Annotated in this window: 15 protein-coding genes and 1 tRNA gene; 6 read left to right on the top strand and 10 right to left on the bottom strand. The window is 31.5% G+C overall.

The features are described from left to right. Positions 1–116 precede the first annotated feature (116 nt). The 7 genes from ACFQ0S_RS12410 to ACFQ0S_RS12380 form a co-directional block, all read right to left on the bottom strand. Positions 117–1136: a dipeptide epimerase gene (locus ACFQ0S_RS12410; RefSeq protein WP_379758060.1), complete on the bottom strand. Its 1020-nt coding sequence runs from the start codon at positions 1134–1136 to the stop codon at positions 117–119. Positions 1137–1319: 183 nt separating this feature from the next. After that, a complete protein-coding gene (gene gatB/aspS / locus ACFQ0S_RS12405; RefSeq protein ID WP_379758057.1) occupies positions 1320–4652 on the bottom strand; it encodes a bifunctional amidotransferase subunit GatB/aspartate--tRNA ligase AspS in 3333 nt (1110 codons plus the stop codon). Beyond that, positions 4652–6049, bottom strand: coding sequence for an amidase (locus ACFQ0S_RS12400; protein ID WP_379758054.1), 1398 nt, complete (start codon positions 6047–6049; stop codon positions 4652–4654). Before ACFQ0S_RS12400 ends, gatB/aspS begins: the two co-directional genes overlap by 1 nt. 1 nt (position 6050) lies before the next feature. Further along, complete coding sequence (locus tag ACFQ0S_RS12395) at positions 6051–6320, bottom strand: Asp-tRNA(Asn)/Glu-tRNA(Gln) amidotransferase subunit GatC (RefSeq protein WP_379819109.1); 270 nt, start codon at positions 6318–6320, stop codon at positions 6051–6053. A gap of 233 nt (positions 6321–6553) precedes the next feature. Continuing rightward, the gene (locus ACFQ0S_RS12390; protein WP_379758048.1) at positions 6554–7003 is read right to left on the bottom strand and encodes a hypothetical protein; all 450 of its coding nucleotides are present in this window, start codon (positions 7001–7003) and stop codon (positions 6554–6556) included. Between the two features lie 122 nt (positions 7004–7125). Next, positions 7126–8886: a TonB-dependent receptor gene (locus tag ACFQ0S_RS12385; RefSeq protein WP_379758045.1), complete on the bottom strand. Its 1761-nt coding sequence runs from the start codon at positions 8884–8886 to the stop codon at positions 7126–7128. Positions 8887–8959: 73 nt separating this feature from the next. After that, positions 8960–11974 (bottom strand): tetratricopeptide repeat protein, encoded by a 3015-nt coding sequence (locus tag ACFQ0S_RS12380; RefSeq protein ID WP_379758043.1) that lies wholly within the window; start codon positions 11972–11974, stop codon positions 8960–8962. Positions 11975–12146: 172 nt separating this feature from the next. Between ACFQ0S_RS12380 and ACFQ0S_RS12375 the strand changes: the two genes are divergently transcribed. Genes ACFQ0S_RS12375 through ACFQ0S_RS12365 form a run of 3 tightly spaced genes read left to right on the top strand, consistent with a single transcriptional unit; the run spans position 12147 to position 14652 of the window. Beyond that, positions 12147–12830 (top strand): cell division ATP-binding protein FtsE, encoded by a 684-nt coding sequence (locus tag ACFQ0S_RS12375; protein WP_379758040.1) that lies wholly within the window; start codon positions 12147–12149, stop codon positions 12828–12830. Further along, entirely contained in the window at positions 12830–13726 is an 897-nt protein-coding gene (locus tag ACFQ0S_RS12370) for a glycosyltransferase family 2 protein (RefSeq protein ID WP_379758037.1), read from the top strand. Before ACFQ0S_RS12375 ends, ACFQ0S_RS12370 begins: the two co-directional genes overlap by 1 nt. Further along, positions 13726–14652: a glycosyltransferase family 2 protein gene (locus tag ACFQ0S_RS12365; RefSeq protein WP_379758034.1), complete on the top strand. Its 927-nt coding sequence runs from the start codon at positions 13726–13728 to the stop codon at positions 14650–14652. Before ACFQ0S_RS12370 ends, ACFQ0S_RS12365 begins: the two co-directional genes overlap by 1 nt. Positions 14653–14658: 6 nt before the next feature. Here ACFQ0S_RS12365 and ACFQ0S_RS12360 read toward each other — a convergent pair whose 3' ends face one another. Beyond that, the gene (locus ACFQ0S_RS12360; protein ID WP_379758031.1) at positions 14659–15750 is read right to left on the bottom strand and encodes a glycosyltransferase; all 1092 of its coding nucleotides are present in this window, start codon (positions 15748–15750) and stop codon (positions 14659–14661) included. A gap of 43 nt (positions 15751–15793) precedes the next feature. Between ACFQ0S_RS12360 and ACFQ0S_RS12355 the strand changes: the two genes are divergently transcribed. The 3 genes from ACFQ0S_RS12355 (at position 15794) to ACFQ0S_RS12345 (ending at position 18776) form a co-directional block, all read left to right on the top strand. Continuing rightward, positions 15794–16936, top strand: coding sequence for a glycosyltransferase (locus tag ACFQ0S_RS12355; protein ID WP_379758028.1), 1143 nt, complete (start codon positions 15794–15796; stop codon positions 16934–16936). A gap of 192 nt (positions 16937–17128) precedes the next feature. Further along, positions 17129–17683, top strand: a complete 555-nt coding sequence (locus ACFQ0S_RS12350) for a DUF892 family protein (protein WP_379758025.1) — start codon at positions 17129–17131, stop codon at positions 17681–17683. Positions 17684–17759: 76 nt separating this feature from the next. Continuing rightward, positions 17760–18776 carry a M28 family metallopeptidase gene (locus tag ACFQ0S_RS12345; RefSeq protein ID WP_379758022.1) on the top strand — a complete coding sequence of 339 codons (1017 nt, stop codon included), beginning with the start codon at positions 17760–17762 and terminating at the stop codon, positions 18774–18776. Between the two features lie 70 nt (positions 18777–18846). Here the strand turns inward: ACFQ0S_RS12345 and ACFQ0S_RS12340 are convergent. Both ACFQ0S_RS12340 and bshB1 read right to left on the bottom strand, forming a co-directional pair. Further along, positions 18847–18920 (bottom strand) — tRNA-His (locus tag ACFQ0S_RS12340). Positions 18921–18983: 63 nt separating this feature from the next. Then, on the bottom strand, positions 18984–19700 hold the full coding sequence (gene bshB1 / locus ACFQ0S_RS12335) for a bacillithiol biosynthesis deacetylase BshB1 (protein ID WP_379758019.1): 717 nt from the start codon (positions 19698–19700) through the stop codon (positions 18984–18986). Between the last annotated feature and the right edge of the window lie 22 nt (positions 19701–19722).

Raw genomic sequence — 19722 nt, 5'->3', positions numbered from 1 at the left:
TAAAATTATCGTAAAAATGTCTTTTTTTGTCTAACACGCAAATATATGAAAACAGGAATGATAATAAGCCGAAAATAGCCCATTTAGCATTGAAGTTATTAACATTTTTTGATTATTTATGTGTATAATTTAGCTCCTGTACCGAATGAATTTGAATATACAATATTTCCAAAATCAAATGTTACGCCACTTGCAATATCTTGACTTAGTAACAAGGCTCCGTCAGCATCTAAATAGTCTAAAAGCGATGCAATTTGAGTTAATCCTGATATTCCAATTGTTGATTCAGTCATACAACCGGCCATCAGAAGTAATCCTTCTTCCCTTGCCGCTTTAATCATTCTCAAAGCAGGAGTAATTCCACCACACTTCATTAGTTTTATATTAATTCCATGAAACAATTCACAGCAAATGGAAACATCTGTTTCTCTCTGACAACTTTCGTCGGCAATTATTGGTAAATAGGATTCGGATTTTACTTTTTTCATACCTTCACTATCATCAGCCTTGAGCGGTTGTTCAATAAATTCCACATTCAAATCTCTAAGAATATTGCTGTTCTTAATCGTTTGTTCGGCATTCCAAGCACAATTAACATCAATTCTAAATACCGAGTCTGTAATTTTACGTAAGCTTTCTACTATTTCAATATCATTAGAAGTTCCTAATTTAATCTTATAAATAGGCCAAGGTTTCTCCAAGATTTTTTGTTGCATTTTTTCGATGGAATCAATGCCAATGGTGTATGATGTGAGTGGAGTAATAGCCTCTTCATCGGACCAATAACTTCGAAGAGGTTTATTGTTCTTTCTAGCATAAAAATCCCAATAGGCTATATCAAATGCACATAATGCAAAATAATCGTTTTTAAGAATTGGCTCAATGTTTTTCCAGAGTTCCTCAGGATGAAGTCCAGAAGCAGCTTCGACTAGTGCTTGTATTTTGATGAAACTTTCTTTTAATCGCTCTTGAGTACTATGGTAATAGGGATTTACAGTTGCTTCTCCGTATCCGAAATGAATTCCATCAGAAATACAAACTATCGCGGTTTTTTGTACCGTGACAGTATACCTAGAAATCTGAAAAGGATGCTGTAATGGCAAATCATAAAATTGGAAAGAAAAAGTTAGTCCCAAAATCAAGTTTTAAGCGGTTACTTGTTAAAAAAAAATGACAATTTCAAAAATCAATGTCAATTGCAAAGACAATAAAAAAAGAAAAAATTGAAAATAGAAACAGGTCTCTATTTGAAACGGATAGACTTTACTTATTTGTATAATTTCAATTGAATTTGCTATTGTCATTGCAATTGAAACCCCCTATTTCCTCATGATCTTGACATTCATTTCTTCCACTTTTTTATCAGATAAAAGCGATGGTGCTCCAAATAATAAATCTTCACTGGTTCCTGTTTTTGGGAAAGCCATTACTTCTCTAATGGATGCTTTTTTCTCTAAAATCATCATTAAACGGTCGATTCCCCAAGCGATTCCTCCGTGTGGCGGTGCTCCGTATTGGAAAGCTTTGTACATCGTTCCCACGCTTTTTATCATCTCTTCTTTGTTGTAACCCATATTTCTGTAGGTAGCTTCCAGAATCTCCGATTTATGGGCACGAACTGATCCTCCTCCTATTTCGTAACCATTCAAGATAATGTCGTATTGTTGAGCTATAATCGTACCTATTTCCTTATCATCGCCTTTCATATGTTTTTCCAAATCATAAATAGCAGGCATTGAGAACGGATTGTGTGTAAATGTCCATCTTCCTTCATCTGTTCTTTCAAACATTGGGAAATCAATTACCCAAGCCGGACATAATTCTTTTGGATTAATCAAGTGCAATATTTTACCCATTTCCTGACGAACCGCATCCAAAGCTTTATTTGCCGTTGTATAATCTGCTGCTGAGAAGAATACAATATCGCCCACTTGTGCATTAGTCGCTTTTATAATTCCTGCAGCAATATCTTCACCTAAGAACTTAATAATGGGCGATTGCAGCTCCTCTTCATTTACAATAATATAAGCCAATCCACCCAAACCGTGCTGTTGCGCAATAGCGGTTAGGTTTTCGATTTGGCCTTTAGACATTCGCTTGTTGCCTTGCTCTTGAGCCGAAACTTTGATGCATTTTACAATTCCACCGTCTTCAATTGGTTTACTAAATACCTGGAAAGTAGTTTCTTTTACAATATTGGTAATGTCTTGCATTTTTAAGCCGTAACGTAAATCAGGTCGGTCACATCCGTAAAAATCCATGGCGTCTTTGTAGGTAATGACTTCAAACGGACGTAAAATCCACTTGTTGCCATATATTTTCTTCACTACTTCATTAAACATTTTGGTGTTTAAATCTATAATTTGCTGCATACTGGCATACGCCATTTCCATATCCAATTGAGTGAACTCTGGTTGACGATCACCACGAGAATCTTCATCTCTAAAGCAACGCGCAATTTGGAAATATTTTTCATAACCACTCACCATCAACATCTGTTTGAACTGTTGCGGCGCTTGTGGTAGTGTATAAAAGAAACCAGCTTGCTTACGTGTTGGAACAATAAATTCGCGTGCTCCTTCATCGGTTCCTGCACTTAAAATTGGCGTTTCAATTTCTAAAAATTCTTCTTCGTCTAAAATGTCGCGTAATAACTTGATTACTTTATGACGGTTTACGATGGCTCTTCTAACCTCTTCATTTCTATGATCTAAGAACTTGTATTGAAAACGAATGGCTTCGTTTGTTTTAGCAGCTCTTTTGATTTCAAAAGGCAAGGTTTTAGATAAATTTAAAATTTCTAAAACCGAAGTTTCCAATTCAATTTTACCAGTACGTAGTCCTGCATTGTAATCATCTTCATTACGTCCAACTACAATACCTGTAACCGAAATTACTGATTCCGGTTTCAGTTTCACTAACTCATCGATATTAGAAAATGACTCTCTGCTGATTCGTACTTGAAAAATCTCGTAACTTGAATCACGCAAATCGATAAACATTAATTCACCGTGGTCACGCACACTGGCAACCCAGCCCGACAACATGACTTCTTGTTGAATGTTTTCTTCAGATAATTGAGAAATTTTATGAGTACGATACGTTTCTTTTATAATAATAGGAATTTCAGGAAGAGCTTCTTCTTGAACCTCTTTATTTTCCGAAATAGATTCTTTCGATATTTTTTCTGATGCTTCTTCTTTTTCTAAAACAACGGCGGCTCCTAATTGGTCTATAATAATTTGACGAATTACTTTCCCGTTCGCTCCTTTTCCGATAACACCTAAAACTTTACCAACTAAAATCCCTGCTTTTCCTTGGTCTCCTGCTTTAATATCATTGGCAACAGCCTCATTTTCTAAAATCACTTTAGCAATAACTTCTTGTACTTTATCTTCCGAAATGGTGTTTTCTTCAAAGTACTTGTTGTAATCAAAATTTTGATCTTTTAAATAACCTGCAATCGCATTTTGAACTAAAACCGCCGTGATTTTTTCTGATTTAAACAACACAAAAATGGTTGTTAAATGCTCAATATTATGGATTTTGGAATAGTCTTCCGCCTTTACATTGTTTGCCAAAGTTTTAGCAACAAACGACGGATCATTGATTTCGTTATTTAAAGTCACAAATGTTCTGGAACGCAACGCATCTGCTGTAAAAAATTTAGCATCTTGTGGCAAAACGCCACCATTAATTAAAATAGATTCCACAGCATAAGGCAAAGCGCTTGTGTCGACCTTAATGGCTTCAATCTCCGCTTTAATATTTACGAAAGGTAAATCCGGTTCAGAGATAAAACGATAATCCGCTTCAAATTCTTTTTTACGCATGGTTTTAGTCTGCTTCAAATCAGCATCCCACAACACTGTAGTTTGGTCTGGTCGAAACTCTTTGTGCTCAATAAAATAATTGAACTGTTTCTCCACTTCTTCCTTCAAAGCTTCTACCATAAACTTAAACGAGTTCAAGTTTTTGATTTCGGTTCTTGGATTTAATTCGTAAGAATGCTTTTTACGTAAAGAAACGGAAACATCCGATTTGAATTCTCCTTTTTCCAAATTCGCTTCCGATATTCCCAAGTTTTGAACAATACGTTGAATGTATTGCGCATAAGTCGAGGCATCTTCAATATTTCTGATACAAGGTTCTGTAACAATTTCAATCAATGGAACGCCTGCTTTGTTAAAATCGACTAACGAAATTTTCTTTTCGTGCATCAATTTGGCAGCATCTTCTTCGATATGAACCTGCGTTAAATTTACGGTAAATTGAGAACCGTCATTTCGGTAACAAGAAACGTGACCGTCAGGAATTATCGGATTATGATATTGCGTTATTTGAATATTTTTAGGGTTATCTGGATATTCGTAATGCTTTCTATCCCAAGAAATTACCTCATTACTAAATGACGAGTTCACCGCTTTTCCAAAATAAATTGCTTTGGTGATTGCTTCTTTATTTATAGCAGGTAAAACGCCCATTTGTCCCGTACAAACAGAACATATATTCTCATTAGGTGTTTCAATTTCTTGGTTGGGACAAGAACAAAACAACTTGGTTTTGGTATTCAATCGAACATGAGTTTCCAGTCCGATTACCAATTCTAAATCGTGGGCTTTAATTGCCGCTGTTAATTGCTCCAATTCCATTATAGTGTATCTTTTAAGAAGTTTGCAAATTGCAATACTAATTCATCATTATTTTTTGCTGCAGTGATTTGCAGTCCAGTGCTCGTTCCTTGTGGCACCGTTAAAGTTGGTAATTGTCCTAAACTAAAACCAACTGTGTAAGCATCGGACAAATACATCGCCAAAGGATCTTTCAAACTGTCTCCAATTTTAGGCGGAGTACTAGGTGTAACTGGCGACAAAATAATATCGACTTCTTGAAAATCTTTACTGAAGTTCTCCGAAATCTGATCTCTTACAGCCAATCCTTTTAAATAGATTTCATCCGAAAAACCTTGAGACAACACTTGGTTTCCACCAACAATTCTTCGTTTTGTTTCTTCCGAAAAATTTTCAGAACGGGTTACCGCATAGCTTTCGATTAAATTCTCCGCTTCAATACGGTTTCCGTAATTGGTTCCATCTAAACGAGACAAATTCGAAGCTGTTTCAGCCATTGCCAAGGTATAGTAAGTCGAAACTAAAATATCCGATTTAAAGAAATCCAATTCTTTTACTGCAATTCCTTTGGCTTTCAGTTTTTCGATAACAGCTAAAAAGTCCCTTTTTATTTGTGCATCAATGGCGTCACTCTCAATAAAGTTTTTGAAATACCCAATTGTTTTGACTGGTGAAGTCGCTATTGCTTCTTCACTAATTTCCATTGAAGCAAATGAAGTTTGATCTTTTGGATCTTTTCCGCTCATTACGTTTAATACAATTCGAATATCTTCAATTGATTTCGCCAATGGACCCACACAATCTGTTGAAGAAGCATACGCCATCAATCCAAATCGAGAAATTCTTCCGTAAGTTGGTTTAAAACCATAAATATGATTGTACCCAGCAGGTTGACGAATTGAACCGCCCGTATCGCCACCAATAGAAAACACGGTGAATTCTTTGGCTACGTTCACTGCAGAACCACCACTTGACCCTCCAGCAACTAATGCAGGATTGATAGCGTTTTTTACAGCACCAAAAATCGTGTTTTCGCTAGACGAACCGTGACCAAAACTATCACAGTTTTCTTTTACTAAAGGTATAGCGCCAGCATCCAATAATTTTTGAATGGCTGTTGCTGTGTAAGGCGATTTATAATTTTTTAGCAAATCAGAACTTGCAGTAGCGTAAGTTCCTTGCACCATATATACATCTTTAATTCCAAAAGGAATGCCTTCTAACAAACCTATGGTTTCTCCTTTTGCGATTTTAGCATCTACTTTTGCAGCTAAATCTAAGGCCAAAGTATCTAATAAGGAATTGACAGAGTTATAAGTATTTTGTTTCAGTAACCCTAATTTTTCTTGTACCAAAGCGGTGCAAGATATTTGTTTTGAAACCAACTGTTGGTGTATATTTTTTATTTGAGAATCCATTTTATCCTTCTATAACTTTAGCAACTACTAAAAAACCATTTTTTTTGTTCGGGAAATTTTCCAAGATGAGTTGTTTCTCCAAATCCGAACTCTCTAATACAACATCCTCTCTTAAATTATTAACCGATACACAATTATGATTGACATTATTTACGGCATTTTCATTTGATGGAATTGCATTTTTAATTACCTCAAATAATTGGTTCACGCTCTCGGAAGGCTTTGCTCCTTTGATACTTGACAAGATGTCGACTGTCATTGTTTTGCTCATAATTTCGTTTCGTTTTAAAGTCAAACTTTTAAGTCGGCAAAATTACGAAAGTTTTATTAGGGAATGATGTTTTATTTTTATGATTTCAACAGTTTTTTGTGAAAGAAGATGTTAATTTAACATTATGTTAAATTTGATTTCTTTGTTATGAAACTATATTGTAATAGCAGTCAGTTAGAAAGAATTGGACACAGATAAAACGAATGTAAGCATTGTAAATTAAAATTGATTTTTTATGCTATTTCTTCAATCAAATAGTTCGTTCCATTAATTTCAAACGAAAAACTCACTTGATTTCCCATCAGTTTATTTCCTAATGGCGATTGCGGAGATAAAGCAATAACAGTAGTTCCTTCAACAGCAATTTTAGGAAGTGCTGTACTTAAATAAAGATAAAAACCATTGGCTTTGACTAAGCTTCCCACGATAATGGTTGTGGCAATTGTTGTGGAATCAATCTTGTCTAAAATCGCTTTTTGAGCTAGTACTTCTTTCAATTTGTGATTGAGTTTTTCCTGCTCAATATGCATCATCGACAAAGCCGTTTCGTGTTTGTCACCAGCAGAACCTTTGGCATCATTTTTAGAATCTTCAGTTAAAGCAACAATCATATCTCTAAAAACATCGATTCTGTCTTGGACTAACTGTTGGTACTGTTGATGTATTTTTTGTTTGAAAGTCATAATGGGGTAAAAAGTTTAAACACGAAGAATACAAAGAAAGCACAAGGCTCACGAAGATTTTAATTTATTTCTATTTGCGTACTTAGTGCCTTCTTTGTGCTCCTTGTGGTTAGATTAAGTCATTAGAAATCAAATTTATAATTCCCTCCCAACATAATTTGAAAGGACTGCACTGGAAAATTCAACCATTTTTGATACGCTTGATTAGCAATATTGTTCAATCGTAAAAAAGCGGTAAATCGTTCGCTATACTTATATCCAACATGTACATTAGCATCAAAATAACTGTCAATTTTCAGAATATTTGATTCAGGTAACAATGGAAATACATTAGTTCTTTGAATCAAATCTTTTCGCTCTCCTACAAAAAATACAGCTGCTCCTGCATACCATTTTTGGGTAATATTTATATCTAGATTTGTACTTAATTGAATCGCCGGCAAATTCCATGCTTCTTGCTGATTTGAAGTAGAAAAAGAACTGAAAGTTCCGTTGATTCCAAACGAAATATTTTTAGAGAAATCGGCTTTCAATTCTCCGAAAAAACTCAAGGTTTTTAGTTTATCATATACAATACCAAATGAATTTCCATATTGATACTCCTCTAGAATAGGAACATTTTCATTGTACGAATTGCTTCTAAACAACCCTCTGTTTTTTTCATTTACATAAGACCCTTTTACATTATAGCTTACATAGTTTGATAATTTTCCTTTTAATCCTGCAAAAATATCGTATTGCCTATCTGTTGGAGCAATCAATATATTTGGAGATAGAAATGAGTTTATATTCGTAAAATCGCGATACGAATTTTGTTCCAAACTACCTTCAATACCCGTATAAAAAACCATTAAATCGCCTACAACTTTTAGAGAAGCATTGATTTGTGGATAAAAGAATAGTTGATTGTCACTTCGTTTTGTATCTAAACTATAGAAAATTGAAGCCCCTAAATTGATAGACCAATCGTCTTTTTTGACAGCAAAACTTGGGTTTACACCAAAATTAGCAAAACCATAGTCTATAGCAGTTGTCCATAAAAAATCCTTGGCAAAAGTTCCGCCAACATAATCAACAATCAAATTGGTTTTTATCAGATTTTCTACAATATCTAACTGAAAGGATGGCTTTGCAACGAATCGGTTTTCAGAGGAGTTGTAACCATCCCAAAAACGATTGTATTTTAATGAAATTTCATTAAATATACTTTCATTAAAATTAATTTTTCCGCCTAAATAAAAATTATGATACGTTTGACCTTTGTCTAAGCTATCATAAATTCCATTTCTTTCTACTTCGTTCAACGATGCTCCATAATCTAAAGGCAAACCATACCAATGGTAGTTTTGAATTTGATAGCCTAAATCCGTACTCCATGAATAATCACTCTTTTTACTGCCATAAGTTAAGTCTAATGAAGTATTCAAAAAACTATCGTTTACAGGAATATTTTCTATTCCTCCATTTGAAGACAAATGTTTTACCATTCCGGCAAAATAATCATTATCGCCAATGTTTTCTGTAACATAAAGCTCACTAAAAACAGTTAAATAATTGCCCAATCCTCCCGTAAAATAATTTTTATATAATCGCTCTTCTTTCGATTTATCCACATTTGCAGCCTTTCCTTTTGATGGCGAAAACGTAGAAGCTACTGGAAAAGAGAAAATGGTATATTTAATATTTTCTGTCCTAGTATTGTCATCATCCTCCAGAGTTGGAGTTTCTTTAATCTTGAATGCATCTGAAATTGTAGGTGTATAAGGCTTTACCACGTTTACTACTTCAGTACCGATATTTTCGTCTTTTTTTTGTGCAGAAACAATTTGCAAACTGGCAAGAAGTAAAAAAACAGTGATTTTATGTTGAATTTGGATTTTCATATATTTTTTAATTTTAGAAGTTTGAATATTGATTCAAAATACATTCAATATTCTATTCTTTTTTTTCTACTATCTAATTCTGAATTGATGAATTGGTTTTTGACTCTTCTGCTTTTATCCCGTCTAGTTCTTTTTGAGCATCAGAAACTACATCTGGAAAATTGGTGAAATTTTTAATCACACTTTCTAGAATATAAGTGGCTTGGAAACTGTCTTTTAAACCGTAAAAGTTTTTAGCCATGAGCACTAATCCTTTTGCTCCAAAATATTTATAGCCTGAATAATCTTTAGTTAGTTTTTGAACTGTAGTATTTGAAGCTTCAAATTTTAAATCTTTATTTTTAAAATAGGCATCATAATAAAGTGCTTCAGCTGCTAGTTCCCCTTTTGCAATGGTTAGTAATTTTGCATAAGCCAATCTCGCTTTTGGTTCATCGTTGGTTTGAATAGCAGAACGTGCTACAATAATTTGAGCATCTGATTTTACTTTATCGTCCATTTTAGGATTTGCCAAGACTTTCTCAGCATAAATTACAGCATTAGGATAATCCTTTTGCTCGTAATAGGTTTTCATCAAATTAGATTGTGCAAAAGTGACATTTTGAGGAAAATCGGCTTCGGATTCTAATCGTTTTAATGTTGTAATTGTTTTTGAAACATCATTTTTCTTTAAATAAATTTGAGCCAATCTTGACAAGGATTGCTCCGAAAACTCGTTTCTTGATTGCGCAATTACAAATTCATAATTCGGAATTGCATTGGTTTCTAATCCATCAGCAAAATAGGATTGTGCCAAATAAAAATTGGCTTTCAAAGCATGAATTCCGTTTGGAAATTTCGAAACATAGCTACTAAACGAAGCGATAGATTGCTTTGTATTATTTTGCAAATATTGTTTTTCTGCTGCTTCATAGGTATCGTTATCTAACTCAGCATCTGACACATTCACAAAATCTAAAGTACGAACCCAAGTTGCATATTCATCTACTTTTCCGTTATCAACATAAATCAATCGTGCTGTTGCTACTGCTTCGAGGGCTTCAGGGCTTTTAGGATATTCGGCAGCAATTTTTTTGAATTTCACTAAAGCCAATGCGTCATTTTCTGCATTATAATAAATTAAACCTTGACGCAAAATTGCTTTTGATGCATAGGAACCTTTTTTAGATTCGTTGATTAATTGATCATAGGTTTTTATGGCCAAATCATTTTTCTTTTCGGTAACATAGGTGTTTCCTAGTTCGAACAGAGCATCATCACGATATTGCGATTTAATATACGTTGCTACAAACTTGTTTAAGTCTTCTATTTTTTTATCATTTTTAGCAACAAATCCGTAACTTATTGCTTTTTGAAAAGCAGCATAGTCAGCATCGACACTTTTTAATTCAACTACTTTATTGTAGGCATCCATGGCTGGCCAATATTTAGCAGTTACAAATCGGCAATCGCCCAAACGCAAGTATGCATCATTCAAACGAAATTTATCGTCTTTTGTTAAGTCTATTTGACTTTGAAAATAATTTCCTGCCTGGTCGTACTCCTTTTGTTTAAAATAACAATAGGCGATATTATAATTGACATTTTTGTTTTCAGGAGTAGTTTTAGACTCTGGAAAAGCGACAAACTGTTTGTAGCTAATTAATGCGTCATTAAAATTATCGAGCACATATTGAGTTTCTCCTTGCCAAAAAGTAGCTCTTGCAGTAAACTTTGCATTTCTAGGTTCGGCAATAGATTTTTTAAACATTGGCAACGCTTCTTTATAATTACCGTCAGTATACAATTCTAATCCTCTATAAAAAGTTACTTTTTGATAAGCTTCTTTATTGGCGAAATTTTTATTTTTTTCTAATAACTCTAAAGCTCCTTTGTAATTTTTTGAAGTAATAAACGAATTTATTAATAAAGTCTCCACTTCTTGTTTACTTGGAGAATTTGGATATTTACTAATAAATGCCGACAAAACATCAGGAACCGATTGATATGAATTTCCGATTTCGTAACTCAATTTAGCATAATTTAAATTGGCATCTTCCTGAATTTTTAAGTCATATTGCATTTCAGAAGCATTCTTAAAAGCATTCAAAGCTTGTTGCTTTTTATCTGTATTCATATAACTTTTTCCTAAATGATAGTAAGCGTTTTGAGCAACAGCATCTTTACCTTCAATGATTTTATTGAATTGTGAAATAGCATTTTCAAAATCATTTTGTTCGTAATAGGCATATCCTAATTGGTAAAAATCGGTGTTATTCCATTTTCCTTTTTTACCTTTGTAGGCTGACAGATAAGGAATTGCCTTATCGTATTGTTTTAAATTGAAATAACTTTCACCAATTATTTTATTCAATTCTGATTTTTCCAATGCAGTTGATTTTGGCATGGCTACCAATCCTAAATCGATAGCTTTTTGGAAATTTCCTGATTTAAAATTCATATCTGCTTTAAAATACGAAAGCTTTTCACTGTACTTTTCTTCACTAGAAACTTGATCAAAATACTTAGTTGCATTTTTATAATCATCATTATCATAAGCCATAAAACCGAGATAGTATTTGGCTTGCGAACCAAATTCTTTTGAATTTAGCACTTTATTAAAGTACGGAGTCGCTTCTTTTTTCTTATTGGCACTAAAATAACTATAGCCTTTTTGAAAATTGAAACGATCTAAATCATCGTAACTCAAACTGCTTTCGTCTATTTTATCAAAATATTCTAGAGCTTGTGGAAATTTTCCATGATCAAAATAATAATGCGCCACTTCAATAAAAGCTTGGTTTTGTTTTGGACTTGTAGGATAATCTCTAACGAAATTTTCCATAACAACGTCTGCATTACTCTGATTCAGATGAATGGCACAAATAGCACTATAATAAGCGCAATCAGCCTGTATATCAGTACTTTTTATTGCTGATTTTACTTTATCGAAAATTATTTGAGCCGATTGATATTGATTTTCTTTGTATAAAGAAATAGCTCTATTAAAATCCTGCAAATCATTAGTGTAAATTGCCGTTTTTTGAGCGGAAACCACAGTGAACATCATTAGAAAAAGCAGAAAAAATAACCTTGAAAATTTACGCATCTTATTTCTATTTATTGATTCAAAAGTATTACTCTGTATTGCATAACGAAGTAAATGCTATTTTTATTATGAACATCTTTTTTAACAATCTGATTTCAATTTTAATTAGTTCTAAAATTTATTTTGAATACCAACGTTATCTTATTACTTTTACCCCATAAACAAATGCATTATGTCTGAACCTATTTTATTTTTAAGAAACGTAACTATTTATCAAGAAGATAAAGTCATTTTATCAAATATTAATCTTGAAGTAAATAAGGGAGATTTTATATATATTATTGGAAAAACAGGATCTGGAAAAAGTAGTTTTATGAAAACACTTTATGCTGATTTGCCATTAAAAGAAGGGCAAGCAAGTATTGTCGATTACGATTTGGCGGGACTTAAAGATGATGACATTCCGTATTTAAGACGTAAATTAGGAATTGTTTTTCAAGATTTTTTGCTATTACCAGACCGAACCGTAAAAGAAAATATGCTTTTTGTTCTAAAAGCAACAGGTTGGACCGATAAAGTTGAAATGGAGAATAAAATTGATGAAGTTTTAGATAAAGTAGATTTGAAATTAATCGCCAATAAAATGCCACATCAACTCTCTGGAGGTGAACAACAGCGAGTAGCCATTGCAAGAGCATTATTGAACGATCCCGAATTAATATTAGCAGATGAACCCACTGGGAACTTAGACCCTCAAACTAGTGTGGAAGTTTTAGAAGTTTTACGTAAAATTAATGCAAACGGTAAAACGGTTATTATGGCAACTCATGACTATGCATTATTGATGAAATTTCCGTCTAAAACACTAAAATGTGAAGATAGCAAAATTTTTGAAGTAGTTCAGCGAACAGTTTAATGCTATCTATTCTTATACCTACATATAATTATAAAACTTTGCATTTAGCTAAAGTTTTACATGAACAAGCAACAAAAGAAAATATTGTTTTTGAAATTTTAGTTGCCGATGATGCCTCTGATAATAAAGAAATAGTTAGAGATAATGAAGCCATAAATCTACTGGCGCATTGTAGTTATTTCATTAATTCTGAAAATTTAGGACGAGCTAAGAACAGGAATTTGTTAGCTTTAAAGGCAAAGTATTCATGGGTTTTATTCATGGATTGTGATACTTTACCAATACGTTCTTCCTTTATTAAAAACTATATTAATCTCATAAATCAAAATACTCATGAAGTATTTTATGGTGGAATTGACTACGAAAAAGAAAATCCCAATGAAACTGAATTACTTAGATGGGTTTATGGAAAAAAACGGGAGGCTATAGTTGTTTCTGAGAGAGAAAAAAAACCTTACAATACAACTTTAGTTTCTAATTTAGTAATAAAAAAACAAATATTATTATCTATCCCTTTTCATTCAAATATTAATGAATACGGTTACGAAGATTTGGTATTTACACTTGAATTAAAGAAAAACAAAATAAAGATTTGCCATATAGAAAATCCAGCTTACCATTTGAATCTGGAAAATTCAGTTGTTTTTTTAGAAAAAAATCTTAGAGGAATAAAAAATCTAAATTATTTAATTAAGAATAAAATTATTGCTCCAAATGAAACTTCATTAAGTGTTTTTTATTCAAAATTATTTTATTTTAAACTGGATAAATTTGTGCTTTTTTGCTTTAATGTATTTAAATCTAAAATGAAAAAAAATCTTCTTTCAAAAAATCCTTCCTTACTAGTATTTGACCTTTATAAATTAGGTTATTTTTGTTCATTAAATCATCATTAATGTCGAAATTTTCAGTCATTATTCCACTCTACAATAAAGAAAAATTTATTGAAAATACTTTAAATAGTGTTCTCAATCAAAGCTTTACGGATTTTGAACTGATTATTGTAAATGATGGTTCTACCGACACTAGCCAAGAAAAAGTTTTACAATATTCTGATTCTCGAATTCGCTATTTTTATAAAGAAAATGAAGGAGTTTCTAGTGCCCGAAATTATGGTATTTCAGTTGCGCAATCAGAGTACATCGCTTTTATAGATGCTGATGATTATTGGTTACCGGACTTTTTAAAAGAAATGCTTCAGAATATTTATCAATTTCCAAATGAAAAAGTATTTACGGCGGCTTTTGAAATTGAAACTTTAAATAAAATAATTCCTGCTGTTTACTCTATCAAGAAATTAAACGATTGTCAAGTTGTAAATTACTTTGAAGCTAGTAAAAAAGAAAGTGTAATTTGGAGTTCTTGTGCCGTTTTTCATAAGAGTGTCTTTGAAAAAATAGGAAATTTTGATGCTAATCTTAAAAATGCAGAAGATGTAGATTTGTGGATTCGCATTGGACTTATTTATCCCATAGTTTTTAATTGGAAAGTACTGGCCAAATATGTATATGATACCAATAGCTTATCCAAAAATTATTCTTACAGCGTTAACCCTTACTTTTTCAATAAATATATTGAACTGGAAAAAAGTAATTTAAGTCTTAAAAAACTTCTTGATTATAATCGCTTTTCAATTGCTTTAAAATGCAAATTAAATAACGATATGTCAAATTTTTATTTTTTCTATGAAGGAATTAATTTAATGAATTTATCCATTAAAAAAAGAGTACTACTTCATCTTCAACCATTTGTTCTCAAAATATTGATTAAGATAAATCACATTCTAGCAAGAATAGGTTTAATGAATTCTGTGTTTAAATGATAATTTTTATTTAGATAAGATTTTTTGCCACTCATTTGAAATAGATTGTAATGATAAATGAGCAACACTTTTCGAAGCATTATTTTTACAATAACTATATAAAACAGAATCTTCAATAAATAGATTCATGGCTTTAGTCAATTCATTAGGGTTATAATTTTCTATCAATAATCCGTTTTGTTTATTATTAATAATTTCTCGAGGTCCTGAAGTACAGTCTACTGAAATTACTGGAGTTCCTAGTGCTAAAGATTCTATGATTACTCTTGGAAATCCTTCATGTCTACTTGTTAAAACAGTAAAAAGAGCCGATTTTACATATCCAAAAGGATTAACTAGTTTTGGCTTGAAAATAATTTTATCCTCTAATGCTAATTGTTTTACTTTATGCTTCAATTTCTCAACATCTTTGCCATCTCCAATAATGTATAAAGCTATATTATTCTTAGGCAAAATCGATTTTGAATAACCTTCAATTAATAGTGAATAATTTTTTACTTCATCATCAATTCTTCCATATGAAAGAATAAAATTCCCTTCTTTAGTTTCATCGTTAGCTGCATTCAATAAAGCTAATTTATCTATAGGATTGTATATTCGCAATACGTTTTTATAACCATACTCTTTTTGAATTTCATATTTTGTATCATCACAAACAGCAATTATATAAGGAGATTCTTTATAAATTCTTTTAGCAATAAATTTAATTTTAGGAAAATACAACCCAACATTAAAATTTCTTACAACATAAATAACACGATTAGGATTAAAAACAAATCTAGAAATCACTAATTCAGACCATGTTGATGAGCGAATTCTATTGTCAATTATCCAATCGAAATTATTTTCTTTTAGAAATTTATTAAAAACTATTAATCTATTAAATCTTCCAAATAAAGTATCATTATTATTCTTTAAACTCCCTAAATTTAGTAATTTACCTTTGTAATCATAGGTAATATCATCTAAGACAGTTACAACATGAATATCATACCCCAAGTCTGATAATAGTATAGACAATAATGCACTAGACCGTTCAGCACCTCCTCCTCCTAAAGAGGTAGTGATTATGGCAATTTTAGTTTTAGAATGATTCATTATTCTGAAAATGTAAATATATTTGTCAAATATAAAAATATAAATGAACATTTTACTTGTAGGAGAATACAGTAGACTTCATAATTCTCTAAAAGAGGGTTTAATAAAATTGGGTCATAATGTTGTCATTATAGGATTTAATGATGGATTTAAAAATTATCCCGTAGACTATCCAATAGTATTAAAATGGAATTCTAGTTTTCCAAAAAAAATCAAAGTTGGAATATATAAACTTACCGGATTTAATATTACCTCCTATTTTACTTATAAACAATTCAAAAAATATCAATTAAACCTCGTTGGTTTTGATGTAGTTCAGCTCATTAATGAAAACAGCTTTTATTGCGGTTTATATTATGAGAAACGCATATTAAAATTTCTTTTCGAAAACAATAAAAAATCATTTTTATTAAGTTGTGGCACTGATTACTTATCTGTAAAATATGCTTTTGAAAACACTGCTATAAAATCGGTTGCGCAACCTTATTTAAATGGGAAAATAAAGCAAAAAAATTACCTAAGTGTTTTAAAATTCAGAACAGAAACCTACAAAAAGTTACATTATTTTATTAAACAAAATACAATTGGAATAATAGCTTCTGATATGGATTATCACATTCCATTAATAAATCAATCCAAATATTTAGGATTGATACCAAATCCTATTAATATTGATAAATTTAAAGTTTTACCTTTAAATTTTGCGAACGAAATTATTATTTTTCATGGTATTAATTCAGAAAGTTATTTTAAAAAAGGAAATGATTTTTTTGAAAAAGCATTAAAAATTATAGAAGAGAAATATTACCCAAAAGTAGAAGTTATAATTACTCGAGATGTTCCTTATAAAAAATATATAGATTTATACAATAAAGCGCATATTGTTTTAGATCAAGTATATGCCCACGATCAAGGTTACAATGCTCTAGAAGCCATGGCAAAAGGAAAAGTAGTTTTTACAGGTGCCGAAACTGAATTTGTAAATCACTATAAATTATCTGAAAGAGTCGCTATAAATGCAATACCCGATGTAACATATTTAGTAAAAGAATTGTCGTTTTTGATTGAAAATCCTAAAGAAATTAAGGCTATAAGCGAAAGAGCTAGGATTTTTATAGAACAAGAGCATGATTATATTATAAGCGCAAAAAAATACATTGATATATGGAATAATGCGTTGTCTTAATCATTTCATAACATTTTATAATCCCCTTTTTTAAATTGATAATTTTTGGATTTATATAATATAAATTACAAATTATCGTTATCAATAGAAAACGTTAAATATGCTTGAGAATTTAAAAAATGAGTATATTTGCATCATTAATTCGCCCCAGAATTTACCTTAAATATTATTATAACCTAAAAACTATGAAAAATGGATGCTGCAAAAAAATTCCGCCAACACAATGATGTAGTAAATGACAATGATTTACGTTATGTTAAATTTAAATTCAATGGCACTGCACAAATTCAAGAATTACTTTTTAGCGAAATAAAATCTTTATATTATATTGAAAAAGCGTTACTAATAGCTTTTCCAAAAATTATAAAGAACTCTTGCTCATTTGAACTCATTGAAGCAATTACAATTCACTTTGAAGAAACAAAAAATCATGTTATTCGATTAGAAGATGTTTTTTTGTGTTCAAACGAAAGCCCTATTTTACAAAGAAATCAATCTATTGAATCCCTAATTAATGAGATAGATTTAATAATTGAAACCACAAAATTTGGTAGTGTTAGAGATGCAGGAATTGTACTTGCTTTAAGTAAAATAGAACATTATGAAATTGCTACATATAATATACTCTCCACTTATGCAGCAAATATGAATGAAAATGCAATTGCTGAGTTACTTGCAGAATCTCTAAATGAAGAAAAAATAACCGAAATGCGTTTGAATAAAATTGCTGACTCTTTAAAATTTTAAAAATTCAACAATAAATCATAGCCTATTTTGATAATTTGAATGTTTTTTTAGATATTTGTTATTCATTTAAATAAATATGAAAAAAATCACTTTACTAAGTTTACTATCTTTCGTTATTTTAAGTTGTGCTAGTCAAAAAAAGATTGGTACTATTGAAGTCAGCAAATACATCAACACTATAACCGCTGATGAACTAAAAAAACATCTGTATGTTGTGGCATCAGATGAAATGGAAGGTAGAGAAACGGGATCTAAAGGCCAGAAAAAAGCAGGAGAATACTTAATTAATCATTATAAAGTAAATCATATTCCTTTTCCGAAAGGAGCTAAAAATTATTATCAAAACATTCCTGCTGCATTCTTAAATGCTAAAAGAAATGAAAATTTACTTGATTCTGAAAATATTTGGGCATTTATAGAAGGCTCTGAAAAACCAAATGAAATAGTCGTGATTTCTGCTCATTATGACCATATAGGCATAATAAATAATGAAATATATAACGGTGCAGATGATGATGGTTCAGGGACTGTAGCCTTATTAGAAATTGCGCAAGCTTTTGCTCAAGCAAAAAAGGACGGAAATGGACCTAAGCGTTCAATATTAATTCTTCATGTTACGGGTGAGGAACATGGTTTACATGGATCGCGCTTTTATTCAGAAAATCCTTTATTTCCTTTAGCTAATACTGTTGCCGATGTAAATATTGACATGATTGGTCGCCGAGACGAAGCGCATGCTGACTCTAATAATTATGTATATGTTATTGGTTCAGATTATCTTTCAAGTGATTTATATAACATTTGTGAAGATGTAAATAAAAAATACATTCATTTAAATCTCGATTACAAATACAATGACAGAAAAGATCCTAATCGTTTTTACTATCGTTCTGATCATTATAACTTTGCAAAAAATGGAATTCCTTCAGTTTTCTTTTTTAACGGAACACATGACGATTATCATCAAGCAACTGACGAAGTAGATAAAATTGAATTTGATGCATTAGCAAAAAGAACACAATTGGCTTTTGCTACCGCTTGGGAAATAGCTGACCGTGAAAATCGATTAGTTGTAGATAAAGACGGAAAGTAAGATATGTCCTGAAATAAAAAAGTATAAAAACAAAAAAAGCTTCGAGTTTCCTCGAAGCTTTAACATTTTGGGTGGCTGACCGGGTTCGAACCGGCGACCCTCGGCACCACAAACCAATACTCTAACCAGCTGAGCTACAACCACCATTTTTAACGAGTGCAAATGTATTGCAAAAGTTTTATTTTACAAAGAAATAATTAAAAAAAATTATATCAAATCCCCTAAACTATTGATGGCCAAATACCTCTCAACAGTAAAACCTTCTGCATAATCTACTCCTATAATCCTACCTAAATCTTTAGCACGATAATTTAAACTCTCTAGAAAATTTTTTGAAGCAATAGGCGTTTCTGGTTCATCAGAATTGGGATTATAAAACTGAGAGGTATATGCCAAAATAGATTCCACTCTCTTGTCATTATAGCCAGTTATATCTACTACAAAATCAGGCTGAAGATTTTTCCATTGTATGTAATGATACACTAACTTTGGTCTCCAAGCTTCTTGTTTAACTTCATTGTATTGGGTTTCAATTTTAAATAATCCCGAAAGAAAACAAGCATCTGAAACCAATTTACTTCCTTTACCATGATCGACATGACGGTCATCAATAGCGTTGCACAAAACAATTTCTGGTTTGTATTTGCGTATGATTTTAATAACTTCTAATTGGTGTACCTCATCATTTACAAAAAATCCATCCCGCATATTCAAGTTTTCGCGTATGGAAACTCCTAAAATTTTTGCAGCCGCATTTGCTTCTTGATCCCGAATTATCGCAGAACCACGAGTTCCTAGTTCTCCACGAGTTAAATCTATAATTCCTACTTTTTTTCCTAATGCTACTTCTTTAGCAATTGTTCCAGCACAACCTAACTCAACATCGTCAGGATGGGCTCCAAAAGCAAGTATGTCTAATTTCATATTTTTATTTTTTATTACTAAA

Origin of the sequence: Flavobacterium myungsuense, assembly GCF_042677265.1 — a bacterium.
Classification (GTDB): Bacteria; Bacteroidota; Bacteroidia; order Flavobacteriales; family Flavobacteriaceae; genus Flavobacterium; species Flavobacterium myungsuense.
Note: the sequence above shows the minus strand (reverse complement) of the source record. Positions and strands in the feature narration are given on the sequence as shown.

Coding starts and splice junctions, on each gene's coding strand:
- gatB/aspS (WP_379758057.1), bottom strand. CDS start 4,652: ATGGAATTGGAGCAATTAACAGCGGCAATTAAAGCCCACGATTTAGAA.
- ACFQ0S_RS12400 (WP_379758054.1), bottom strand. CDS start 6,049: ATGGATTCTCAAATAAAAAATATACACCAACAGTTGGTTTCAAAACAA.
- ACFQ0S_RS12395 (WP_379819109.1), bottom strand. CDS start 6,320: ATGAGCAAAACAATGACAGTCGACATCTTGTCAAGTATCAAAGGAGCA.
- ACFQ0S_RS12390 (WP_379758048.1), bottom strand. CDS start 7,003: ATGACTTTCAAACAAAAAATACATCAACAGTACCAACAGTTAGTCCAA.
- ACFQ0S_RS12385 (WP_379758045.1), bottom strand. CDS start 8,886: ATGAAAATCCAAATTCAACATAAAATCACTGTTTTTTTACTTCTTGCC.
- ACFQ0S_RS12380 (WP_379758043.1), bottom strand. CDS start 11,974: ATGCGTAAATTTTCAAGGTTATTTTTTCTGCTTTTTCTAATGATGTTC.
- ACFQ0S_RS12375 (WP_379758040.1), top strand. CDS start 12,147: ATGTCTGAACCTATTTTATTTTTAAGAAACGTAACTATTTATCAAGAA.
- ACFQ0S_RS12370 (WP_379758037.1), top strand. CDS start 12,830: ATGCTATCTATTCTTATACCTACATATAATTATAAAACTTTGCATTTA.
- ACFQ0S_RS12365 (WP_379758034.1), top strand. CDS start 13,726: ATGTCGAAATTTTCAGTCATTATTCCACTCTACAATAAAGAAAAATTT.
- ACFQ0S_RS12360 (WP_379758031.1), bottom strand. CDS start 15,750: ATGAATCATTCTAAAACTAAAATTGCCATAATCACTACCTCTTTAGGA.
- ACFQ0S_RS12355 (WP_379758028.1), top strand. CDS start 15,794: ATGAACATTTTACTTGTAGGAGAATACAGTAGACTTCATAATTCTCTA.
- ACFQ0S_RS12350 (WP_379758025.1), top strand. CDS start 17,129: ATGGATGCTGCAAAAAAATTCCGCCAACACAATGATGTAGTAAATGAC.
- ACFQ0S_RS12345 (WP_379758022.1), top strand. CDS start 17,760: ATGAAAAAAATCACTTTACTAAGTTTACTATCTTTCGTTATTTTAAGT.
- bshB1 (WP_379758019.1), bottom strand. CDS start 19,700: ATGAAATTAGACATACTTGCTTTTGGAGCCCATCCTGACGATGTTGAG.